General features: G+C 73.9%; 15 protein-coding genes. 3 read left to right on the plus strand and 12 right to left on the minus strand.

The window, feature by feature from the left end; translation table 11 throughout:
* Positions 1–8 precede the first annotated feature (8 nt).
* Together ACU610_RS07075 and ACU610_RS07080 are read right to left on the minus strand one after the other, a co-directional pair.
* Entirely contained in the window at positions 9–1,004 is a 996-nt protein-coding gene (locus ACU610_RS07075) for a helix-turn-helix transcriptional regulator (protein WP_446767001.1), read from the minus strand.
* Positions 1,001–1,987: a helix-turn-helix transcriptional regulator gene (locus ACU610_RS07080; protein ID WP_446767002.1), complete on the minus strand. Its 987-nt coding sequence runs from the start codon at positions 1,985–1,987 to the stop codon at positions 1,001–1,003. Before ACU610_RS07080 ends, ACU610_RS07075 begins: the two co-directional genes overlap by 4 nt.
* Before the next feature lie 55 nt (positions 1,988–2,042).
* Here ACU610_RS07080 and ACU610_RS07085 point away from each other — a divergent pair, with 55 nt between their 5' ends.
* A complete protein-coding gene (locus ACU610_RS07085) occupies positions 2,043–3,143 on the plus strand; it encodes a DUF3866 family protein (RefSeq protein WP_446767003.1) in 1,101 nt (366 codons plus the stop codon).
* Between the two features lie 277 nt (positions 3,144–3,420).
* On the opposite strand, the gene pafA is transcribed toward ACU610_RS07085, so the two are convergent.
* The 9 genes from pafA to ACU610_RS07130 all read right to left on the minus strand — a co-directional run bounded on the left by pafA (position 3,421) and on the right by ACU610_RS07130 (position 12,760).
* Positions 3,421–4,779 carry a Pup--protein ligase gene (gene pafA / locus ACU610_RS07090; RefSeq protein ID WP_446767004.1) on the minus strand — a complete coding sequence of 453 codons (1,359 nt, stop codon included), beginning with the start codon at positions 4,777–4,779 and terminating at the stop codon, positions 3,421–3,423.
* Positions 4,780–4,859: 80 nt separating this feature from the next.
* On the minus strand, positions 4,860–5,213 hold the full coding sequence (locus tag ACU610_RS07095; protein WP_446767005.1) for a hypothetical protein: 354 nt from the start codon (positions 5,211–5,213) through the stop codon (positions 4,860–4,862).
* Positions 5,214–5,404: 191 nt separating this feature from the next.
* Positions 5,405–6,268 (minus strand): proteasome subunit alpha, encoded by an 864-nt coding sequence (gene prcA / locus ACU610_RS07100; protein WP_446767006.1) that lies wholly within the window; start codon positions 6,266–6,268, stop codon positions 5,405–5,407.
* A 5-nt stretch (positions 6,269–6,273) separates the two neighbouring features.
* Positions 6,274–7,116 carry a proteasome subunit beta gene (gene prcB, locus ACU610_RS07105; protein WP_446767007.1) on the minus strand — a complete coding sequence of 281 codons (843 nt, stop codon included), beginning with the start codon at positions 7,114–7,116 and terminating at the stop codon, positions 6,274–6,276.
* An 87-nt stretch (positions 7,117–7,203) separates the two neighbouring features.
* A complete protein-coding gene (locus ACU610_RS07110) occupies positions 7,204–7,839 on the minus strand; it encodes an endonuclease domain-containing protein (protein ID WP_446767008.1) in 636 nt (211 codons plus the stop codon).
* Positions 7,840–7,867: 28 nt separating this feature from the next.
* The gene (locus ACU610_RS07115) at positions 7,868–8,077 is read right to left on the minus strand and encodes a ubiquitin-like protein Pup (RefSeq protein WP_100498555.1); all 210 of its coding nucleotides are present in this window, start codon (positions 8,075–8,077) and stop codon (positions 7,868–7,870) included.
* A gap of 90 nt (positions 8,078–8,167) precedes the next feature.
* A complete protein-coding gene (gene dop / locus ACU610_RS07120; protein ID WP_446767009.1) occupies positions 8,168–9,673 on the minus strand; it encodes a depupylase/deamidase Dop in 1,506 nt (501 codons plus the stop codon).
* A 247-nt stretch (positions 9,674–9,920) separates the two neighbouring features.
* Positions 9,921–11,645: a proteasome ATPase gene (gene arc / locus ACU610_RS07125; RefSeq protein ID WP_446767010.1), complete on the minus strand. Its 1,725-nt coding sequence runs from the start codon at positions 11,643–11,645 to the stop codon at positions 9,921–9,923.
* Between the two features lie 227 nt (positions 11,646–11,872).
* Positions 11,873–12,760, minus strand: a complete 888-nt coding sequence (locus tag ACU610_RS07130; protein ID WP_446767011.1) for a tRNA (adenine-N1)-methyltransferase — start codon at positions 12,758–12,760, stop codon at positions 11,873–11,875.
* Between the two features lie 90 nt (positions 12,761–12,850).
* On the opposite strand from ACU610_RS07130, the gene ACU610_RS07135 reads away from it, so the two are divergent.
* Entirely contained in the window at positions 12,851–13,798 is a 948-nt protein-coding gene (locus tag ACU610_RS07135) for a RecB family exonuclease (protein WP_446770700.1), read from the plus strand.
* A 271-nt stretch (positions 13,799–14,069) separates the two neighbouring features.
* The gene (locus ACU610_RS07140; protein WP_446767012.1) at positions 14,070–15,251 is read left to right on the plus strand and encodes an amidohydrolase family protein; all 1,182 of its coding nucleotides are present in this window, start codon (positions 14,070–14,072) and stop codon (positions 15,249–15,251) included.
* Here the strand turns inward: ACU610_RS07140 and ACU610_RS07145 are convergent.
* Positions 15,248–15,979: an HAD family hydrolase gene (locus ACU610_RS07145; protein WP_446767013.1), complete on the minus strand. Its 732-nt coding sequence runs from the start codon at positions 15,977–15,979 to the stop codon at positions 15,248–15,250. The genes ACU610_RS07140 and ACU610_RS07145 overlap by 4 nt on opposite strands.
* Between the last annotated feature and the right edge of the window lie 20 nt (positions 15,980–15,999).

The raw sequence follows: 15,999 nt of genomic DNA on the forward strand, positions 1-15,999 counted from the left end.
GCCCGACCCTAGTCGCCGGAGGTGGACGACAGCTGTCCGTCGGCTGCATAGCGGGCGAGCGCCGCCCGGGCGTCGGCGGCGACGGCCGCGGCCAGCTCGGCCGGCTCGTCGACGGTGGCGGCCCCGCCGAGGGAGGCGACCAGCCGCCGCGCCCACGCCATGTCGGCGGTGCGCAGGGCGACCGCGAGACCGCCGGGCGGGTCCTCGACCTCCCGCACGTCCTCGACCGGGTAGTACTCGGCCACCCAGCGGGCGGTGCGGGCCAGGCGCAGCCGCACCACCGGCGAGCCCGGCTCGGGCTGGTAGAGCCCGGCGTCGAGGTCGCGCAGGGGCACCCCCGGCGGCGGCGCCGACGGCTCGTCGAGGACCTCGACGTCGTCGATCCGGTCCAGCCGGAACAGCCGGACGCCGCCGACCTCCCGCGACCAGGCCTCCAGGTACCAGCGGCCGTCGACCAGCAGCAGCCGCAGCGGGTCGATGGTGCGCTCGGTGCGCTCGTCCCGGGTGGGCACGTAGTAGTGCAGGTGCAGCGCCCGCTTGCGCTCGAGCCCCTCCCGGACGACGGCCAGCGCCTGCTCCTGCGCGTCCACCGACAGCGCCACCGGCGTTCCCCGCTGCGTGGCGTGCCCGGCCGCGGCCGAGACCTTGGCCAGCGCGCGGCTGACCGCCTCCCGCTCGGCCAGGCCGGGCAGCTCGAGCAGGGTGCGCAGCGCCACCACGAGCGCGACCGCCTCGTCGGTGGTCAGCCGCAGCGGGCGGACCATGCCGGCGGTGAAGGTGACCCGGACCCGGTCGCCCTCGAAGGCCAGGTCGATGAGGTCCCCGGGCCCGTAGCCGGGTAGGCCGCACATCCACAGCAGCTCCATGTCGCGGCGCAGCTGCCGCTCGGGGACGCCGAAGTCGCGGGCCACCTCGGCCAGCGGCACCCCCTCGGGGCGGGCGGTGAGGTACGGGACCAGCGAGAGCAGCCGGGTCATCCGCTCGGTGGTCGTGGGCGCGCTCATGTCGCTCCCCCCGGCGCCATCGCCGCCAGGCGCGTAAGCCGCTCGACGACGGCCGCGCGCACCGCGGCGGGGGCCTCGACGACGACGTCCGGGCCGTAGGAGGCGATCTCGCCGGCCAGCCGCATCGGCTCGGTGGTGCGCAGCTCCAGCCGGTCCCAGTCGCCGTCCGCGGTCGGGCCGAGCGGGACGGCGTGCCGGCGCAGCCCCACCGCGGTGCCGGGCCGGGCCCGCACCACCACGAGCTGCTCCTCTCCCCCGAACTGCCCGGCGACCATCGCCGCCAGGTCGACGTCCTCCGGCGGCTCGAAGGCCCCCGCCGGACCGGTCGCCCGGGGGGTGCCGACGACCCGGGAGAGGCGGAAGACGCGCGGCGCCTGCCGGTCGAGGTCGAGGCCGCCGAGGTACCAGCGGCCGTGCCAGGCGACGACGCCCCACGGCTGCACGCGCCGGCGGGTGGGGGCGTCCTCGTCGGGACGGCGGTAGTCGAAGGTCAGCTCGCGGCGGTCGCGGGCGGCGGTGTAGCAGGGCTCGAAGGCCGGCTCGTCGGAGTCCAGCCGTGGGCGCAGCGGGATCGCGCGGGAGGTGTCGACGTCCACCCCGGCGGCCTTGAGCTTGACCAGCGCGCTCTGCGCGGCGCCGGCCAGCTGGGCGGACTCCCACAGCCGCAGGGCGAGGCCGACCGCCGCGGCCTCCTCGCCGGTGAGCGTGATCTCGGGCAGCTCGTAGTCGGCGCGGGCGATGCGGTAGCCGTCCTCGGTGTCGAAGACGCTGGTGCGGCCGGTCTCCAGCGGCACGCCCATCTCGCGCAGCTCGGCCTTGTCCCGCTCGAACATCCGCTTGAACGCCTCGTCGGCGCGGGCCGTGCCGTCGTCGGGCTCGTAACCGGGCACGGTGGCCCGGATCTTCGCCGCCGTCACGTACTGCCGGGTGCCGAGCAGGGCGATGACCAGGTTCACCAGCCGCTCCGCCCGCTTCGCCGCCACGGGCCCAGGCTAGTCACGATCAGCAACGCGTGAGCGCTCTGGCTAGCCTGCCCCGGTGGGGGACAGCGGAACGACACAGCAGCGGATCCGGTGGCGACGCGGCACGGTGACCGCCCTCGGGCGGGCCTGGCGCGACGCCCAGGAGCTCACCGCCGAGGTCGACGGCGACGGCGAGGTGCGGGCGCTGGCGCACCCCTCGCTGGTCGGCGTCCCGGAGGTCGGCGACACCGTGCTGCTCAACACCACCGCCTGGGCGCAGGGCCTCGGCACCGGCGGCTACGCGCTCGTGGTCGCCGTCCCCGACCGGCTGCCGCCGGACCCCACGGGCCCCGGTCACCTGGTCAAGGCCCGGTACACGCCGCTGCAGGTGAGCGTGCAGGGCGTCGACGAGCAGGAGACCGAGCACCACCGCACCATCGCCGACGCCGAGGACCTCGCCGGGATGCCGGTCGTCGTCGCCGACCTGCACTCGGCGCTGCCGGCCGCGCTGATCGGCGTCCTGGCGACCGACCCCGACCTCCGGGTCGCCTACCTCATGACCGACGGGGGCGCGCTGGTCGCCGGGTTCTCCCGCACGCTGTCGGCGCTGGCGCCCTCGCTGGCCGGCGTGGTCACCGTCGGCCAGGCGTTCGGGGGTGACCTGGAGGCGGTCACCCTGCACACCGGGCTGCTCGCCGCCAGGCACGTGCTCGGCGCCGACGTCGCGATCGTCAGCCAGGGGCCGGGCAACCTCGGCACCGGGACGCCGTGGGGCTTCTCCGGGGTGGCCGCCGGTGAGGCGTGCAACGCGGTCACCGTGCTCGGCGGGGAGCCGGTCGGGGCGCTGCGCATCTCCGACGCCGACCCGCGGCCGCGGCACCGCGGCGTCTCGCACCACTCGCTGACCGCGTTCGGCCGGGTCGCGCTGGGCGGGGTGACGCTGGTCGCGCCGCGCGGGCTGGGCTCGGAGCTGGGCAGCCAGGTCGAGGAGGACCTCGCCGGCCAGCCGGAGCGCAACCGGGTGGTGTGGATGGACGTCGACGGGCTCGAGGAGGCCCTCGGCCTGTCCCCGGTGCCGCTGTCGACGATGGGGCGCGGCTGGCCCGAGGAGCGCGCCTACTTCCTGGCCGCGGCGGCCGCCGGCCGGTACGCCGCGCTGCAGGTCCCGCTCGACTGACGACGGCCGAGCCCCTCGGTCGGGGGTGGCCGGCTCCGCGCGCCGCCCGCCGCCCGCCGCCCGCCGTGATCGTCGGAGCGGGGCTGCCCGACACGCCGACCGTCGCCGCCGTCCGCCGGTGACCACCGAGGCCGGGGCAGGGGACGGGTGCGGGCCAGGCAGCCGCCGTCCGGGCGCAGGGGCCGTCGCGTCGTCCACCGCCCGACACGGCGAGATCGGCGACCTCGCGCGCTCCGGCGGTCGACGGCGTGCGGGACCGGCGAGCCCGCCGCTCCGCTCACATCGAGGCGATGAGCTTGTCGACGCGCTCGTCGACGGCCTTGAACGGGTCCTTGCACAGCACGGTGCGCTGGGCCTGGTCGTTGAGCTTGAGGTGCACCCAGTCGACGGTGAAGTCCCGGCGCTTCTCCTGGGCCTTGCGGATGAACTCCCCGCGCAGCCGGGCACGGGTGGTCTGCGGGGGCACGTTCTTGGCCTCGAACACCCGCGGCTCGTGCGCCACCCGGTCGACCTGGTTGTTGCGCTCCAGCAGGTAGTACAGCCCGCGGGTGCGGCTGATGTCGTGGTAGGCGAGGTCCATCTGCGCCACTCGGGGGGAACTCATGGGCAGGTCCCGCTTGGCCCGGTAGCGCTCGATCAGCTGGTACTTGGTGGCCCAGTCGATCTCCCGGTCGATCAGCGAGAGGTCGCCGGTGTCGACGGCCTTGAGCACCCGCCCCCACAGCTCCAGCATCTGCCGGTGCACCGGGCCGAAGCCCTCCCGGTCGACGAACTCCGCGGCCCGGGAGTGGTACTCCGACTGGATCTCCAGCGCCGACATCTCCTTGCCGTTGGCCAGCCGCACCTTGCGCCGTCCGGTCATGTCGTGGCTGATCTCGCGGATGGCGCGGATCGGGTTCTCCAGGCTCATGTCCCGGATCGGCACCCCCGCCTCGATCATGCGCAGCACCAGGTCGGTGACGGCGACCTTGAGCAGCGTGGTCGTCTCGTTCATGTTCGAGTCCCCGACGATCACGTGCAGCCGCCGGTAGCGCTCGGCGTCGGCGTGCGGCTCGTCGCGGGTGTTGATGATCGGCCGCGAGCGGGTGGTCGCCGAGGACACGCCCTCCCAGATGTGCTCGGCGCGCTGGCTGATGCAGTAGATCGCCCCGCGGGGGGTCTGCAGCACCTTCCCCGCACCCACCACGATCTGCCGGCTGACCAGAAACGGGATCAGCACGTCGGCCAGCCGGCTGAACTCCCCGTGCCGGCCGACCAGGTAGTTCTCGTGGCAGCCGTAGCTGTTGCCGGCGGAGTCGGTGTTGTTCTTGAACAGGTAGATGTCGCCGGTGACGCCCTCCTCGGCCAGCCGCTGCTCGGCGTCGACCAGCAGCCCCTCGAGGATCCGCTCGCCGGCCTTGTCGTGCACCACCAGCTCGGTCAGGTCGTCGCACTCGGCCGTGGCGTACTCGGGGTGGCTGCCCACGTCCAGGTACAGCCGCGAGCCGTTGCGCAGGAAGACGTTGGAGCTGCGCCCCCACGACACCACGCGGCGGAACAGGTAGCGGGCCACCTCGTCGGGCGAGAGCCGCCGCTGCCCGCGGAAGGTGCACGTCACGCCGTACTCGGTCTCGATGCCGAAGATCCGTCGCTCCACGCACCGACTCTAGGCGCCGGACCCGGCGAAAGCTCCCTCTGCGCGCCCGCGCCGCCCTGGACCGGGGCAGGTGGACCCGATCAGCTCTCCCGGTGCGCGTCGAGCCGTCGCAGCAGGTCGTCGGCGACCTTCTCGATGGCGTCGTGTGGCAGGACCCACTGCCCCCCACCACTCGCAGGCTCGCGGTGGGACCCTGCGATGGGCCGTGCGCCGTAGGGGAACGCGTAGCGGCCCTTGGTGCCCTCCGAGGCGTCCGCGTCCTCGGCCAGGTGCCAGGCGGCGAAGGCGTCGAAGGCCGCCGAGTCGATCGACGCGTTGGCCGCCACGGCGTCCGGCGCGGCATCGGACCAAGCGGTGTGGTCGTCGTACCCGCCGTCGTCGATCAACCGCTCCGCCCGCGCGACGGCGGCCTCGCTCACCCGGTAGGTCGGCATGCCGCTCCCCTCCCCCGCTCGGGAGCCGAGCAGCAGCCCCAGGGCGCCGAGCGTGCCGGCGGAGCAGCTCCTCGCCGCGCCGGCGCGTGGGCGGCGTCCCCGCAGGACCCACCGCCGGCCCCGTCCCGGGCCTGCGGGGGATGCGGAGGACGGGGGGTCCTGCCACGGCGGTGGGGCAGGGAGGTCCTGTCTCAGGTGGTGGGTGCCTCTCCCCCGCTGCCCGCCGTTCCGCCGCTGTCGGGCGCGGACGGTTCGCCGAGGCCCGCCGGGGTGCCCGGCTGGGGCACGCTCGGGGAGTGTGCGGCCGTGTGCGGCTGCTCGCCGCCGACGGCGGCGTCCTTCCCGTCGCGGTCGAGCAGCGGGCGCAGCGCCGCCCCCAGGATCCGCCGGAAGGCCCGCTTGGGCCGCCGCCGGTCGAGGACGGCGACCTCCAGCTGCTCGGCCGAGAGCAGCGCGGGGCCGCCGTTGCCGGCGCTGGTCGCCGGGCTGACCGCCGAGAGCGCCTGGACGCCGACCCGCAGCGCCTCGGCCAGGTCCATGCCGGGCAGGAAGTGCTCGCGCAGGTTGGCGCTCACCGCCTCGGCCTGGCCGCCCATGACGATGAAGTCCGGCTCGTCGACGACCGAGCCGTCGAAGGTGAGCCGGTAGAGCTGGTCGGTCTCCGGGGTGTCGCCCACCTCGGCGACGCAGAGCTCGACCTCGTAGGGCTTGGTCTGCTGCGTGAAGATCTCGCCGAGGGTCTGCGCGTAGGCGTTGGCGATGACCCGGCCGGTGACGTCGCGGCGGTTGTAGCTGTACCCGCGGACGTCGGCCAGCCGGACGCCGGCCACCCGCAGGCTCTCGAACTCGCTGTAGCGGCCGACGGCGGCGAAGCCGATCCGGTCGTAGAGCTCACCGACCTTGTGCAGCGTGGAGCTGGGGTTCTCGGCGATGAACAGCACGCCGTCGGCGTAGGTGAGGACGGCGACGCTGCGGCCGCGGGAGATGCCCTTGCGGGCGTACTCCGAGCGGTCGCGCATCAGCTGCTCGGGCGAGGCGTAGTACGGCAGCGTCATGGCGATCAGCCCTGCCCCTCGGCGGCGGCCCGCTCGTCGGTGATGGTCTTCGCGATGGCGGCGACCTCGTCGTCGGTGAGCCGGACGGCGCCCTCGGCGTCGACCCGGTAGACGATCGGGTACAGCCGGCGCACCGGGTCGGGTCCACCGGTCGCGGAGTCGTCGTCGGCGGCGTCGTAGAGCGCCTCCACCAGGCTGGTGGTGGCGGCGTCGGCGTCCAGGTTCGGGCGCCAGGTCTTCTTCAGCGAGTTGCGGGCGAACAGCGAGCCCGAGCCGACGGCGGCGTAGCCGCGCTCCTCGTAGTTGCCGCCGGTGACGTCGTAGCTGAAGATCCGCCCGGGTGAGGTGCCGGGCGCGGCGTCGAGGTCGAAGCCGGCGAACAGCGGGACGACGGCCAGCCCCTGCAGCGCGGCGCCGAGGTTGCCGCGGATCATCTGGGCCAGCCGGTTGGCCTTGCCGTCGAGGGAGAGCGTGAGGCCCTCGATCTTCTCGTAGTGCTCCAGCTCCACCTGGTAGAGCCGGACCATCTCGATGGCGATGCCGGCCGCCCCGGCGATGCCGATGACCGACCAGGTGTCGGCCGGGTACACCTTCTCGATGTCGCGGCTGGAGATCAGGTTGCCCATGGTCGCCCGCCGGTCGCCGCCCATGAGGACGCCGCCCTCGTAGGTGACCGAGACGATCGTGGTGCCGTGCGGCGTGACGTCGCCGACGGGCATCTGCGGCACGGGACGGCGACCCGGCAGCAGGTCGGGCGCGGCCACCGCGAGGAAGTCGGTGAACGAGGAACCCACCCGGTCCAGATAGGCGGGCGGGAACCCGCTCCGGCCAGCCGAATACTCGCTCACCCATCCGCCTCTCTCGCCGCCGGGGACCAGCGGCCTTGTTCGCTCTGACGCCTCGTCGAGGACCCCTGCGGGCCGGTCAGGACGCCGTCACGACCCTACCGGCGGCTCGGCGGACGGGCTCTCGGAGTCGGGCCTGACGACGAAGGTCTCCTCGAGTCGGGCGAGGAGCTGACGTTCGCGGTGACCGTCGACGTAGAAGGCTGCCGCGTGCAGCAGGGCCGGGTCGTCACGGAAGAGCCCGAGGCCGTGGTTGCACCGCTGGCACAGCAACTGCCGGGTCGCACCGGTTCCGTGGTCGTGGTCCAGGTGCTGGGCCGGGTCGCCGCAGATGGCACAGCGGCCGCCCTGCGCCGCCCTCATGTCGGCCACCTGCCCCTTGCTCAGCCTGTACTTGCCATAGAAGTAGCCGGCCGAGTTGGCCGCTCGATCGCAGGCACGGCAGCGTGAACCGAAACCCGACGCAGTCCTGGCGTTCCGTGTGTAGTCCTCGTGCGCGACCGGCTGCTCGCACGACGGGCACCAACGGAACCCCTCCGGGATCCACGAGTGGTCCCAGACCTCCTTGCCCAGGGAGCGGCGGTGCTCCCGGTACCAGGCTCTGTTGCGCTCACGGTTGCAGGCCAGGCAATAGAAGGAGAGCCCATCGGTCAGCGTGCGGTTCCGACCGAAGTCGCTGACGTGCTTGATGATCCCGCACGACGGGCAGCGCTTCTCAGTGATCACGGGAGCATCTGCCGACTACGCAGAGTGATCACTGGCCTCCCTTCTGCACATACGAGCGAACGAACTCTTCTGAATTCTCCTCGAGGACCTCGTCGATCTCGTCGAGGATCGAGTCCAGGTCCTCGGAGACCTCCTTGTGGCGCTCGGCGACCTCGGCGTCGACCGACGCCTCGACCTCCTCGGTCTCCTCCCGGCTGCGCGTCGAGCGCTGCTGACCGCCGCTGTCCCTCGTGGCCATGGGGGTTCCTCCCGGTGCAGGTCGTGGCTGGTGCCTGGTGCAGAAGTTACCCGCGTGGTGTGACGAACGGAGGACGACCGACCGGCGTGGTCAGCCGCCGGTGATGGTGTCGACCAGCTCCTGCGCCGAGGACGTCGACTCGAACAACGCGCCGACGTGGTCGCGGGTGCCCCGCAGCGGCTCCATGGTCGGGATCCGCACCAGGTTCTCCCGGCCCAGGTCGAAGACCACCGAGTCCCACGACGCCGCGGCCACCTGTGCGGGGTACCGGCGCAGGCACTCCCCGCGGAAGAAGGCCCGGGTGTCCGACGGCGGGCGCACCATCGCCTGCACCACCTCGTCGTCGGTGAGCAGCCGCTGCATCGAACCGCGCGACACCAGCCGGTGGTACAGCCCCTTCTCCGGGCGCACGTCGGAGTACTGCAGGTCGACCAGGTGCAGCCGCGAGTCGCCCCAGGAGAGCCCGTCGCGGGAGCGGTAGCCCTCCAGCAGCCGCAGCTTCGCCGGCCAGTCCAGCCGGTCGGCGCAGCGCATCGGGTCGACCGCGAGGTCCTCGAGCACCTCGGCCCACCGGCGCAACACGTCGCCCGTCTGACCGTCGTCCTCGCCCCGCCGGTCGACGTGCCGCTGCGCCATCTCCAGGTACGCCTGCTGCACCTCCAGCGCCGTCATCCGGCGTCCGTCGCGCAGCCGCACCTGGTGGGTCAGCGACGGGTCGTGGCTGATCGCCTGCAACGCCGCCACCGGCTCCTCGATCGAGAGGTCCTGGGTCAGGGTGCGTGCCTCGATCATGTCCAGCACCAGCGCCGTCGTCCCGACCTTGAGGTAGGTGGACAGCTCGGCGAGGTTGGCGTCTCCGATGATCACGTGCAGCCGGCGGTACTTGTCGGCGTCGGCGTGCGGCTCGTCGCGGGTGTTGATGATCGGCCGCTTGAGCGTCGTCTCCAGGCCCACCTCGACCTCGAAGAAGTCGGCGCGCTGGGAGAGCTGGAAGCCCTGCGTGCGGCTCTCGGTGCCGATGCCCACGCGCCCGGAGCCGGCCACCACCTGGCGGGTCACGAAGAAGGGGATGAGCCCGCGGATGATGTCGAGGAACGGCGTCCGCCGGTCCATCAGGTAGTTCTCGTGGGCGCCGTAGGAGGCGCCCTTGCCGTCGGTGTTGTTCTTGTACAGCTGGATCGGCTGGGTCCCCGGCACGCGCGCGGCGCGGCGGGCGGCCTCGGCCATCACGTGCTCCCCCGCCTTGTCCCACAGGACGACGTCGCGGGGGTTGGTGACCTCCGGTGTCGAGTACTCCGGGTGCGCGTGGTCGACGTAGAGGCGGGCCCCGTTGGTGAGGATGACGTTGGCCATCCCCGAGTCCTCCTCCAGGTCGTTGTGGTCCAGCGCCTGGGCCGGGGACAGGTCGAAGCCCCGGGCGTCGCGCAGCGGCGACTCCTCCTCGAAGTCCCAGCGCGGCCGGCGTGGGGTCGGCGCCTCGGCCACCGCCCAGGCGTTCACGACCTGGCTGGACAGCGTCGTCGGGTTCGCCGTCGGCTGCCCGGGCACCGAGATGCCGTACTCGACCTCGGTCCCCATGACCCGCCGCACGCTCATGTCGCCACCCTAGGCGTCCGGGGCGACACCGTCCGGCGGACGGTCGGCCGTCCGCGGACGGGTCGGGCCCCCCGCCCGGCCCCGGGGCCGACCGATGGCCCGGCCCCGGCCGTTCGCGGGGACCGGGCCGTCGGCCGGCCTCGTCCAGGGTCCGGTCCCTGCAGGGTCCCGCCGCCGGGCCCGTCCCGGATGCCCCTCCGAGCCGGCGAGAGGTGGGGAGGACGGGGCCCTCTCGGAGGTCCTCCCGTCAGAGGTACTGGCCGGTGTTGGTCGCGGTGTCGATGGCGCGGCCGCTCTCGGTGCCCTTGCCGCTGATGAGCGTGCGGATGTAGACGATCCGCTCGCCCTTCTTGCCCGAGATCCGCGCCCAGTCGTCGGGGTTGGTCGTGTTGGGCAGGTCCTCGTTCTCCTTGAACTCGTCGACGCAGGCCTGCATCAGGTGGCCGACGCGCAGCCCGGCGGCGCCGGTCTCGAGCCGCTCCTTGATCGCCATCTTCTTGGCGCGGTCGACGATGTTCTGCAGCATCGCCCCGGAGTTGAAGTCCTTGAAGTACAGGACCTCCTTGTCACCGTTGGCGTAGGTCACCTCGAGAAAGCGGTTCTCCTCACTCTCGGTGTACATCCGCTCGACGGTGCGCTGGATCATCCCGGCCACGGTCGCCTCGCGGCTGTTGCCGTGCTCGGCGAGGTCGTCGGGGTGCAGCGGCAGCGTGGTCGTCAGGTACTTGCTGAAGATGTCGCGGGCGGCCTCCGCGTCCGGCCGCTCGATCTTGATCTTCACGTCCAGGCGGCCGGGCCGCAGGATCGCCGGGTCGATCATGTCCTCGCGGTTGGAGGCGCCGATGACGATGACGTTCTCCAGCCCCTCGACACCGTCGATCTCGCTGAGCAGCTGGGGCACGATCGTCGACTCGACGTCCGAGGAGACCCCGGAGCCGCGGGTGCGGAAGATCGAGTCCATCTCGTCGAAGAAGACGATGACCGGCGTCCCCTCGCCGGCCTTCTCGCGGGCCCGCTGGAAGACCAGCCGGATGTGCCGCTCGGTCTCGCCGACGTACTTGTTGAGCAGCTCGGGGCCCTTGATGTTGAGGAAGTAGGACCTCGCCTGCCCCTCCCCCTTCACCGCGGCGACCTTCTTGGCCAGCGAGTTGGCGACCGCCTTGGCGATGAGTGTCTTGCCGCAGCCGGGCGGGCCGTAGAGCAGGATGCCCTTGGGCGGGCGCAGCTCGTACTCGCGGAACAGGTCGGCGTGCAGGAACGGCAGCTCGACGGCGTCGCGGATCTGCTCGATCTGCCGGGCCAGGCCACCGATGTCGCCGTAGTCGATGTCGGGGACCTCCTCGAGGACGAGCTCCTCGACCTCGCTCTTGGGGATCCGCTCGTAGACGTAGCCCGAGCGGGTCTCCAGCAGCAGCGAGTCGCCGCTGCGCAGCGGCTGGTCGGCCAGGGAGTCGGCGAGGTGGACGACGCGCTCCTCGTCGGTGTGCCCGATGACCAGCGCGCGCGGGGCCTCGCCCTCGACCGGCTCGAGCAGCTCCTTGAGCATGACGACGTCACCGGCGCGCTCGAAGCCGCACGCCTCGACGACGTTCATCGCCTCGTTGAGCATGACCTCCTGGCCGTGCTGGAGCTCGTCGGCCTCCACCGCCGGGGAGACCGAGACGCGCAGCTTGCGGCCGCCGGTGAAGACGTCCACCGTGCCGTCGTCGTGGCGGGTGAGGAAGACCCCGTAGCCCGACGGCGGCTGGCCGAGCCGGTCGACCTCCTCCTTGAGCGTGACCAGCTGCTCACGCGCGTCGCGCAGTGTGCTGGCGAGCTTGTCGTTGCGCTCGGACAGGAAGGCCGCGCGGCCCTCCGCCTCCGCCACCCGCTCCTCGAGCAACCGCAGCTGGCGGGGGCTCTCCGCCACCTTGCGGCGCAGCAGGCCGATCTCCTCCTCCAGGTAGGAGATCTGGCTGAGCAACGCCGTCACGTCACGCTCGCGCCGCGCCCTGAACTCGTCGGGACCATTGCCAAGACCGGGGCCCATCGCGCACCTCCGACACATCGGGAGAGCCAGGACGCAAATCTATACACGCCCGGCGACAGCGTGCCCGGGGCGCGCGGGGGACGGTGGGCTCCGCCGCAGGCGGACGGACCCCGGCCCCCGCGCGCGCCGCAGGCTCGGCGAGAGCCCTGGCCGGGGCCGGTGAGGGTGCCCTACTTCTGCGGCCGTCGCTGCCGCACCGGGGCGACGACGCCCTCGGCCAGCCGGCGCGCGGTGACCAGGAAGGCGGTGTGCGCGACCATCCGGTGCTCGGGGCGGACGGCGAGGCCGACGGCGTGCCAGGGCCGCAGCAGGGACTCCCAGGCGTGCGGCTCGGTCCACACGCCCTGGGCCCGCAGGGCCTCGACGTAGGTGGACAGCTGGGTGGTCGTGGCCACGTAGCCGACCAGGACGCCGCCGGGGCGCAGCGCGGCCGCCACGGTGGGCAGCACCGCCCACGGTTCCAGCATGTCGAGCACGACCCGGTCGACGACCTCCTCGGCCGGGTGCTGGTCGAGGTCGCCCAGCCGCAGCGACCAGGTGGCCGGGACCTCGCCGAAGAAGGCGCCGACGTTGGCGCGGGCGACGTCGGCGAAGTCCTCGCGGCGCTCGTAGCTGGTGACGGTGCCGTGCTCGCCGACCGCACGCAGCAGCGAGCAGGTCAGCGCGCCGGACCCGGCGCCGGCCTCGAGCACCCGCATCCCCGGGCCGATGTCGCCGAAGCCGACGATCTGCGCGGCGTCCTTGGGGTAGATGACCTGCGCGCCCCGGGGCATCGAGAGCACGAAGTCGGCCAGCAGCGGCCGGAACGCCAGGTAGCCGGTGTTGGCCGTCGAGTGGACGACGGAGCCCTCCGGCGCGCCGATGAGGTCGTCGTGCGCGATCGCGCCGCGGTGGGTGTGGAAGAGCCTGCCGGGCTCGAGGACGACGGTGTGCAGCCGGCCCTTGGGGTCGGTCAGCTGCACCCGGTCACCGGCGACGAAGGCCCCCGCCACCGGCTCCCCGCGCGGGGCCTCCGGCGTGTCGTCGGTCGTCTCGGCGGTGTGCTGCTGCGCGTCCACGGGCGGCCAGCCTACGGAGGCGCGCCGGCGCTCCGGCGCGCGCGCTCCGTTCTGTCGGTACCCCGGCCTAGCCTCGGAGAGGTGACGACGATGGTGCAGACCGGGCAGCCCGCCGACGGCGCTGCCTCTTCCCCGGACGCTCCCGTCGCCGACACGGGGGCGGGCGAGGGGCGGGCGCCGCGCCGCCCCTCGCTGTCCCCGAGCCGGGCGGCCGACTTCAAGACCTGTCCGCTGCTCTACCGCTTCCGCACCATCGACCGGCTGCCCGAGCGCAAGAGCCCGGCGGCGGTCCGCGGCACGCTGGTGCACTCGGTGCTCGAGCGTCTCTACGACCTGCCCGCCCGGCAGCGCACGCCCGAGGCGGCGCGCGAGTTGGTCGCTCCGGCGTGGGAGGAACTGCGGGCCGACCCGGAGGTCGCCGAGCTGTTCGCCGAGGGCAGCGCGGCGGACGACGCCCCGGAGCCCCCGTCCCTGGAGGCGTGGCTGGACTCCGCCGGGAAGCTGGTGGAGACCTACTTCTCCCTGGAGGACCCGTCGCGCATCGAGCCGCACGGCCGCGAGGAGCTGGTCGAGGTCACCCTGCCCGACGGGCTGCTGCTGCGCGGCTACGTCGACCGGCTCGACGTCGCGCCCAACGGCGCGATCCGGGTGGTCGACTACAAGACCGGGTCGATGCCGCGCGAGGCGTTCGAGGGCAAGGCCCTGTTCCAGATGAAGTTCTACGCGCTGGTGCTGTGGCGCACCCGGGGCGTGGTGGCCAGCCAGCTGAAGCTGCTCTACCTCGGCGACGGCGACGCGCTGACCTACGCGCCCGACGAGGCCGAGCTGGTCCGCTTCGAGCGCACCCTGCAGGCGATCTGGGCGGCGATCGAGCGCGCGGTCGCGACCGGCGACTTCCGGCCCAACCGCAGCCGGCTGTGCGACTGGTGCGACCACCAGGCGCTGTGCCCGTCGTTCGGCGGCACGCCCCCGCCGTTCCCCGCCGAGGCCGCGGCCGCGGCCGGGTGGGCCACGCTGCCGATCGTCGAGCGCGACTGAGAAGAGGACCCCCTTCCTCCCCACCCTCCGCACGCTCAGGGTGGGGGCCTGGAAGGGGGCCGTTCCAGCACGTCACCGAGCTCCCGGCGGGACCCCGCAGGGGGCCGGTGACCTGCCCGACCCCGTCCGCCCGTACCGGCAGCTGCACCCGGAGCCCGACCCGCGGGCCCACACCGCCGTCGAGGCCGCCCGGGGCGAGCGGCACCCGGACGGCGACCGCCGCTGACCTTGCGCCCTGCCCCGGCGGTGCGGCAGCGCGCAAGCTCCCCGCATGCGCGGATACCGGGCACCGCGGGCGTTCGACGGCGAGCGCTTCCTCGACGGCGGGGCGCTGGTGCTCGTCGAGGGCTCCACCATCGTGGGCGTCGAGCCCGGCACCGCGCCGGCTCCGGAGGGCTGCGCCGTCGTCGACGTCCCCGGCGGAACGCTGCTGCCCGGGCTGGTCGACACCCACGTCCACCTCTGCGGGGACGGCGGCCCGCGGGCGCTCGACCAGATCCCCGAGCTGGACCCCGCGGAGCTCGACGCCGTCGTCACGGCCGCCGAGCAGGCGACGCTGCGGGCGGGCGTCACCACCGTCCGCGACCTCGGCGACCACCACTGGAACGTGCTGGAGCGTGCCGGGCGGGACGGCGTGCGGCCGACCGTCGTCGCCGCCGGGCCGCCGATCACCTCACCCGGCGGGCACTGCTGGTCGATGGGCGGCGAGGCCTCCGGGGTCGAGGCGCTGCGCCGCGCGGTCCGGGAACGGGCCGAGCGGGGCGCCGGCGTCGTCAAGGTCATGGCCAGCGGCGGCGTGCTCACCCCCGGGACCGACCTCACCGCCTGCCAGTTGACCCTCCAGGAGCTGCGCGCCGTGGTCGAGGAGGCCCACCGGCTCGGGGTGCCGGTGACCGCGCACGCGCACGGCCTGACCTCGGTCGAACGCAGCGTCGCGGCCGGCGTCGACGGCATCGAGCACTGCAGCTGCCTGACCGGCACCGGCATCCACCTGCCCGCCGGACTGGCCGCCGCCCTGGCCGCCGGCCGCATCGACGTGTGCCCCACCGTGGGGTTCCTGCCCGGCGTCGACCCGCCGCTGCACGTGCAGGCGCGGATGGCCGCGGTCGGCGTGACGGTCGAGCAGCACCTGCCGCACGTGGCGGCCCTGCACCGGGCGGGCGTCAGCCTGCTGGCCGGCACCGACGGCGGGATCGGCCCCTCCAAGCGGCACGGTCAGGTGGCGTACGCGGTGGCCGACCTGACGGGCCCCTGCGGCGTGCCGCTGGAGGAGGCGCTGACCGCGGCGACGGCCCGCGCGGCCCGGGCCTGCGAGCTGGACGGCCGGACGGGGCGGCTGGCAGCCGGCTGCGACGCCGACCTGCTGGGGGTCGACGGCGACGTGGCGACCGACGTGACCGCCCTGCAGCGGCCGCGCGTCGTCGTCGCCCGCGGCCGGGAGGTGCCGCTCTAGGCGCGGGCGTCCACCGCGTCGCGGACGGCCAGCACCTCGGTCAGGTCGGCCAACCGCACCCCGGCGAGGGTGTCGCGCAGCACCAGACCCGGCGCCGGCGGGAGCGGCTGCAGCGACGGCACGCCCAGCACGGCGGCCCCGGCGGCCAGGCCTGCGGTCGAGCCGGCCACCGAGTCCTCCACCACGACGCAGCCGGACGCCTCGACGCCCAGGGCGGCCATCGCCTGCAGGTACGGCGCGGGGTCCGGCTTGCGGGCGGGGACCTCGTCGCCGCAGACGGTGGTGTCGAACGGCGGGACGTCGGGGAACGCGCGGCCGATCGCGGCCAGCACGATGTCGGCCAGCCGGCGCGGTGTGGTGGTCACCAGCGCGGTCGGGACGGCGGCGTGCCGGATCTCGCCGAGCAGCTCCCGCGCTCCGGGCCGCCAGTGGATCTCGCCGGCGAGCAGCTCGGCCGTGCGGTCCTCCACCCAGCGGGCGTCGGCGCGGGCCTCGGCCGCGGTACGGGTCACCCCGATGTCGGCGTACAGGATCCCCAGCGCCGTCCCCATGCTCGTGCCGACGGTGCGCTCCCGGGCGGCCACGGACAGCTCACCGCCCAGCTCCCGGGCGAGGGCGAACATCGCCTCACCCCAGTACTGCTCGGTCTCGACGAGGGTGCCGTCCATGTCGAACAGCACCGCCTGCAGCCGCGCTCCGCTCAGTCCGCCGGTCTCCGGGGTGTCCACTGGATCCACGGTACGGCCCG

This window comes from Geodermatophilus sp. URMC 61 (genome assembly GCF_052931555.1).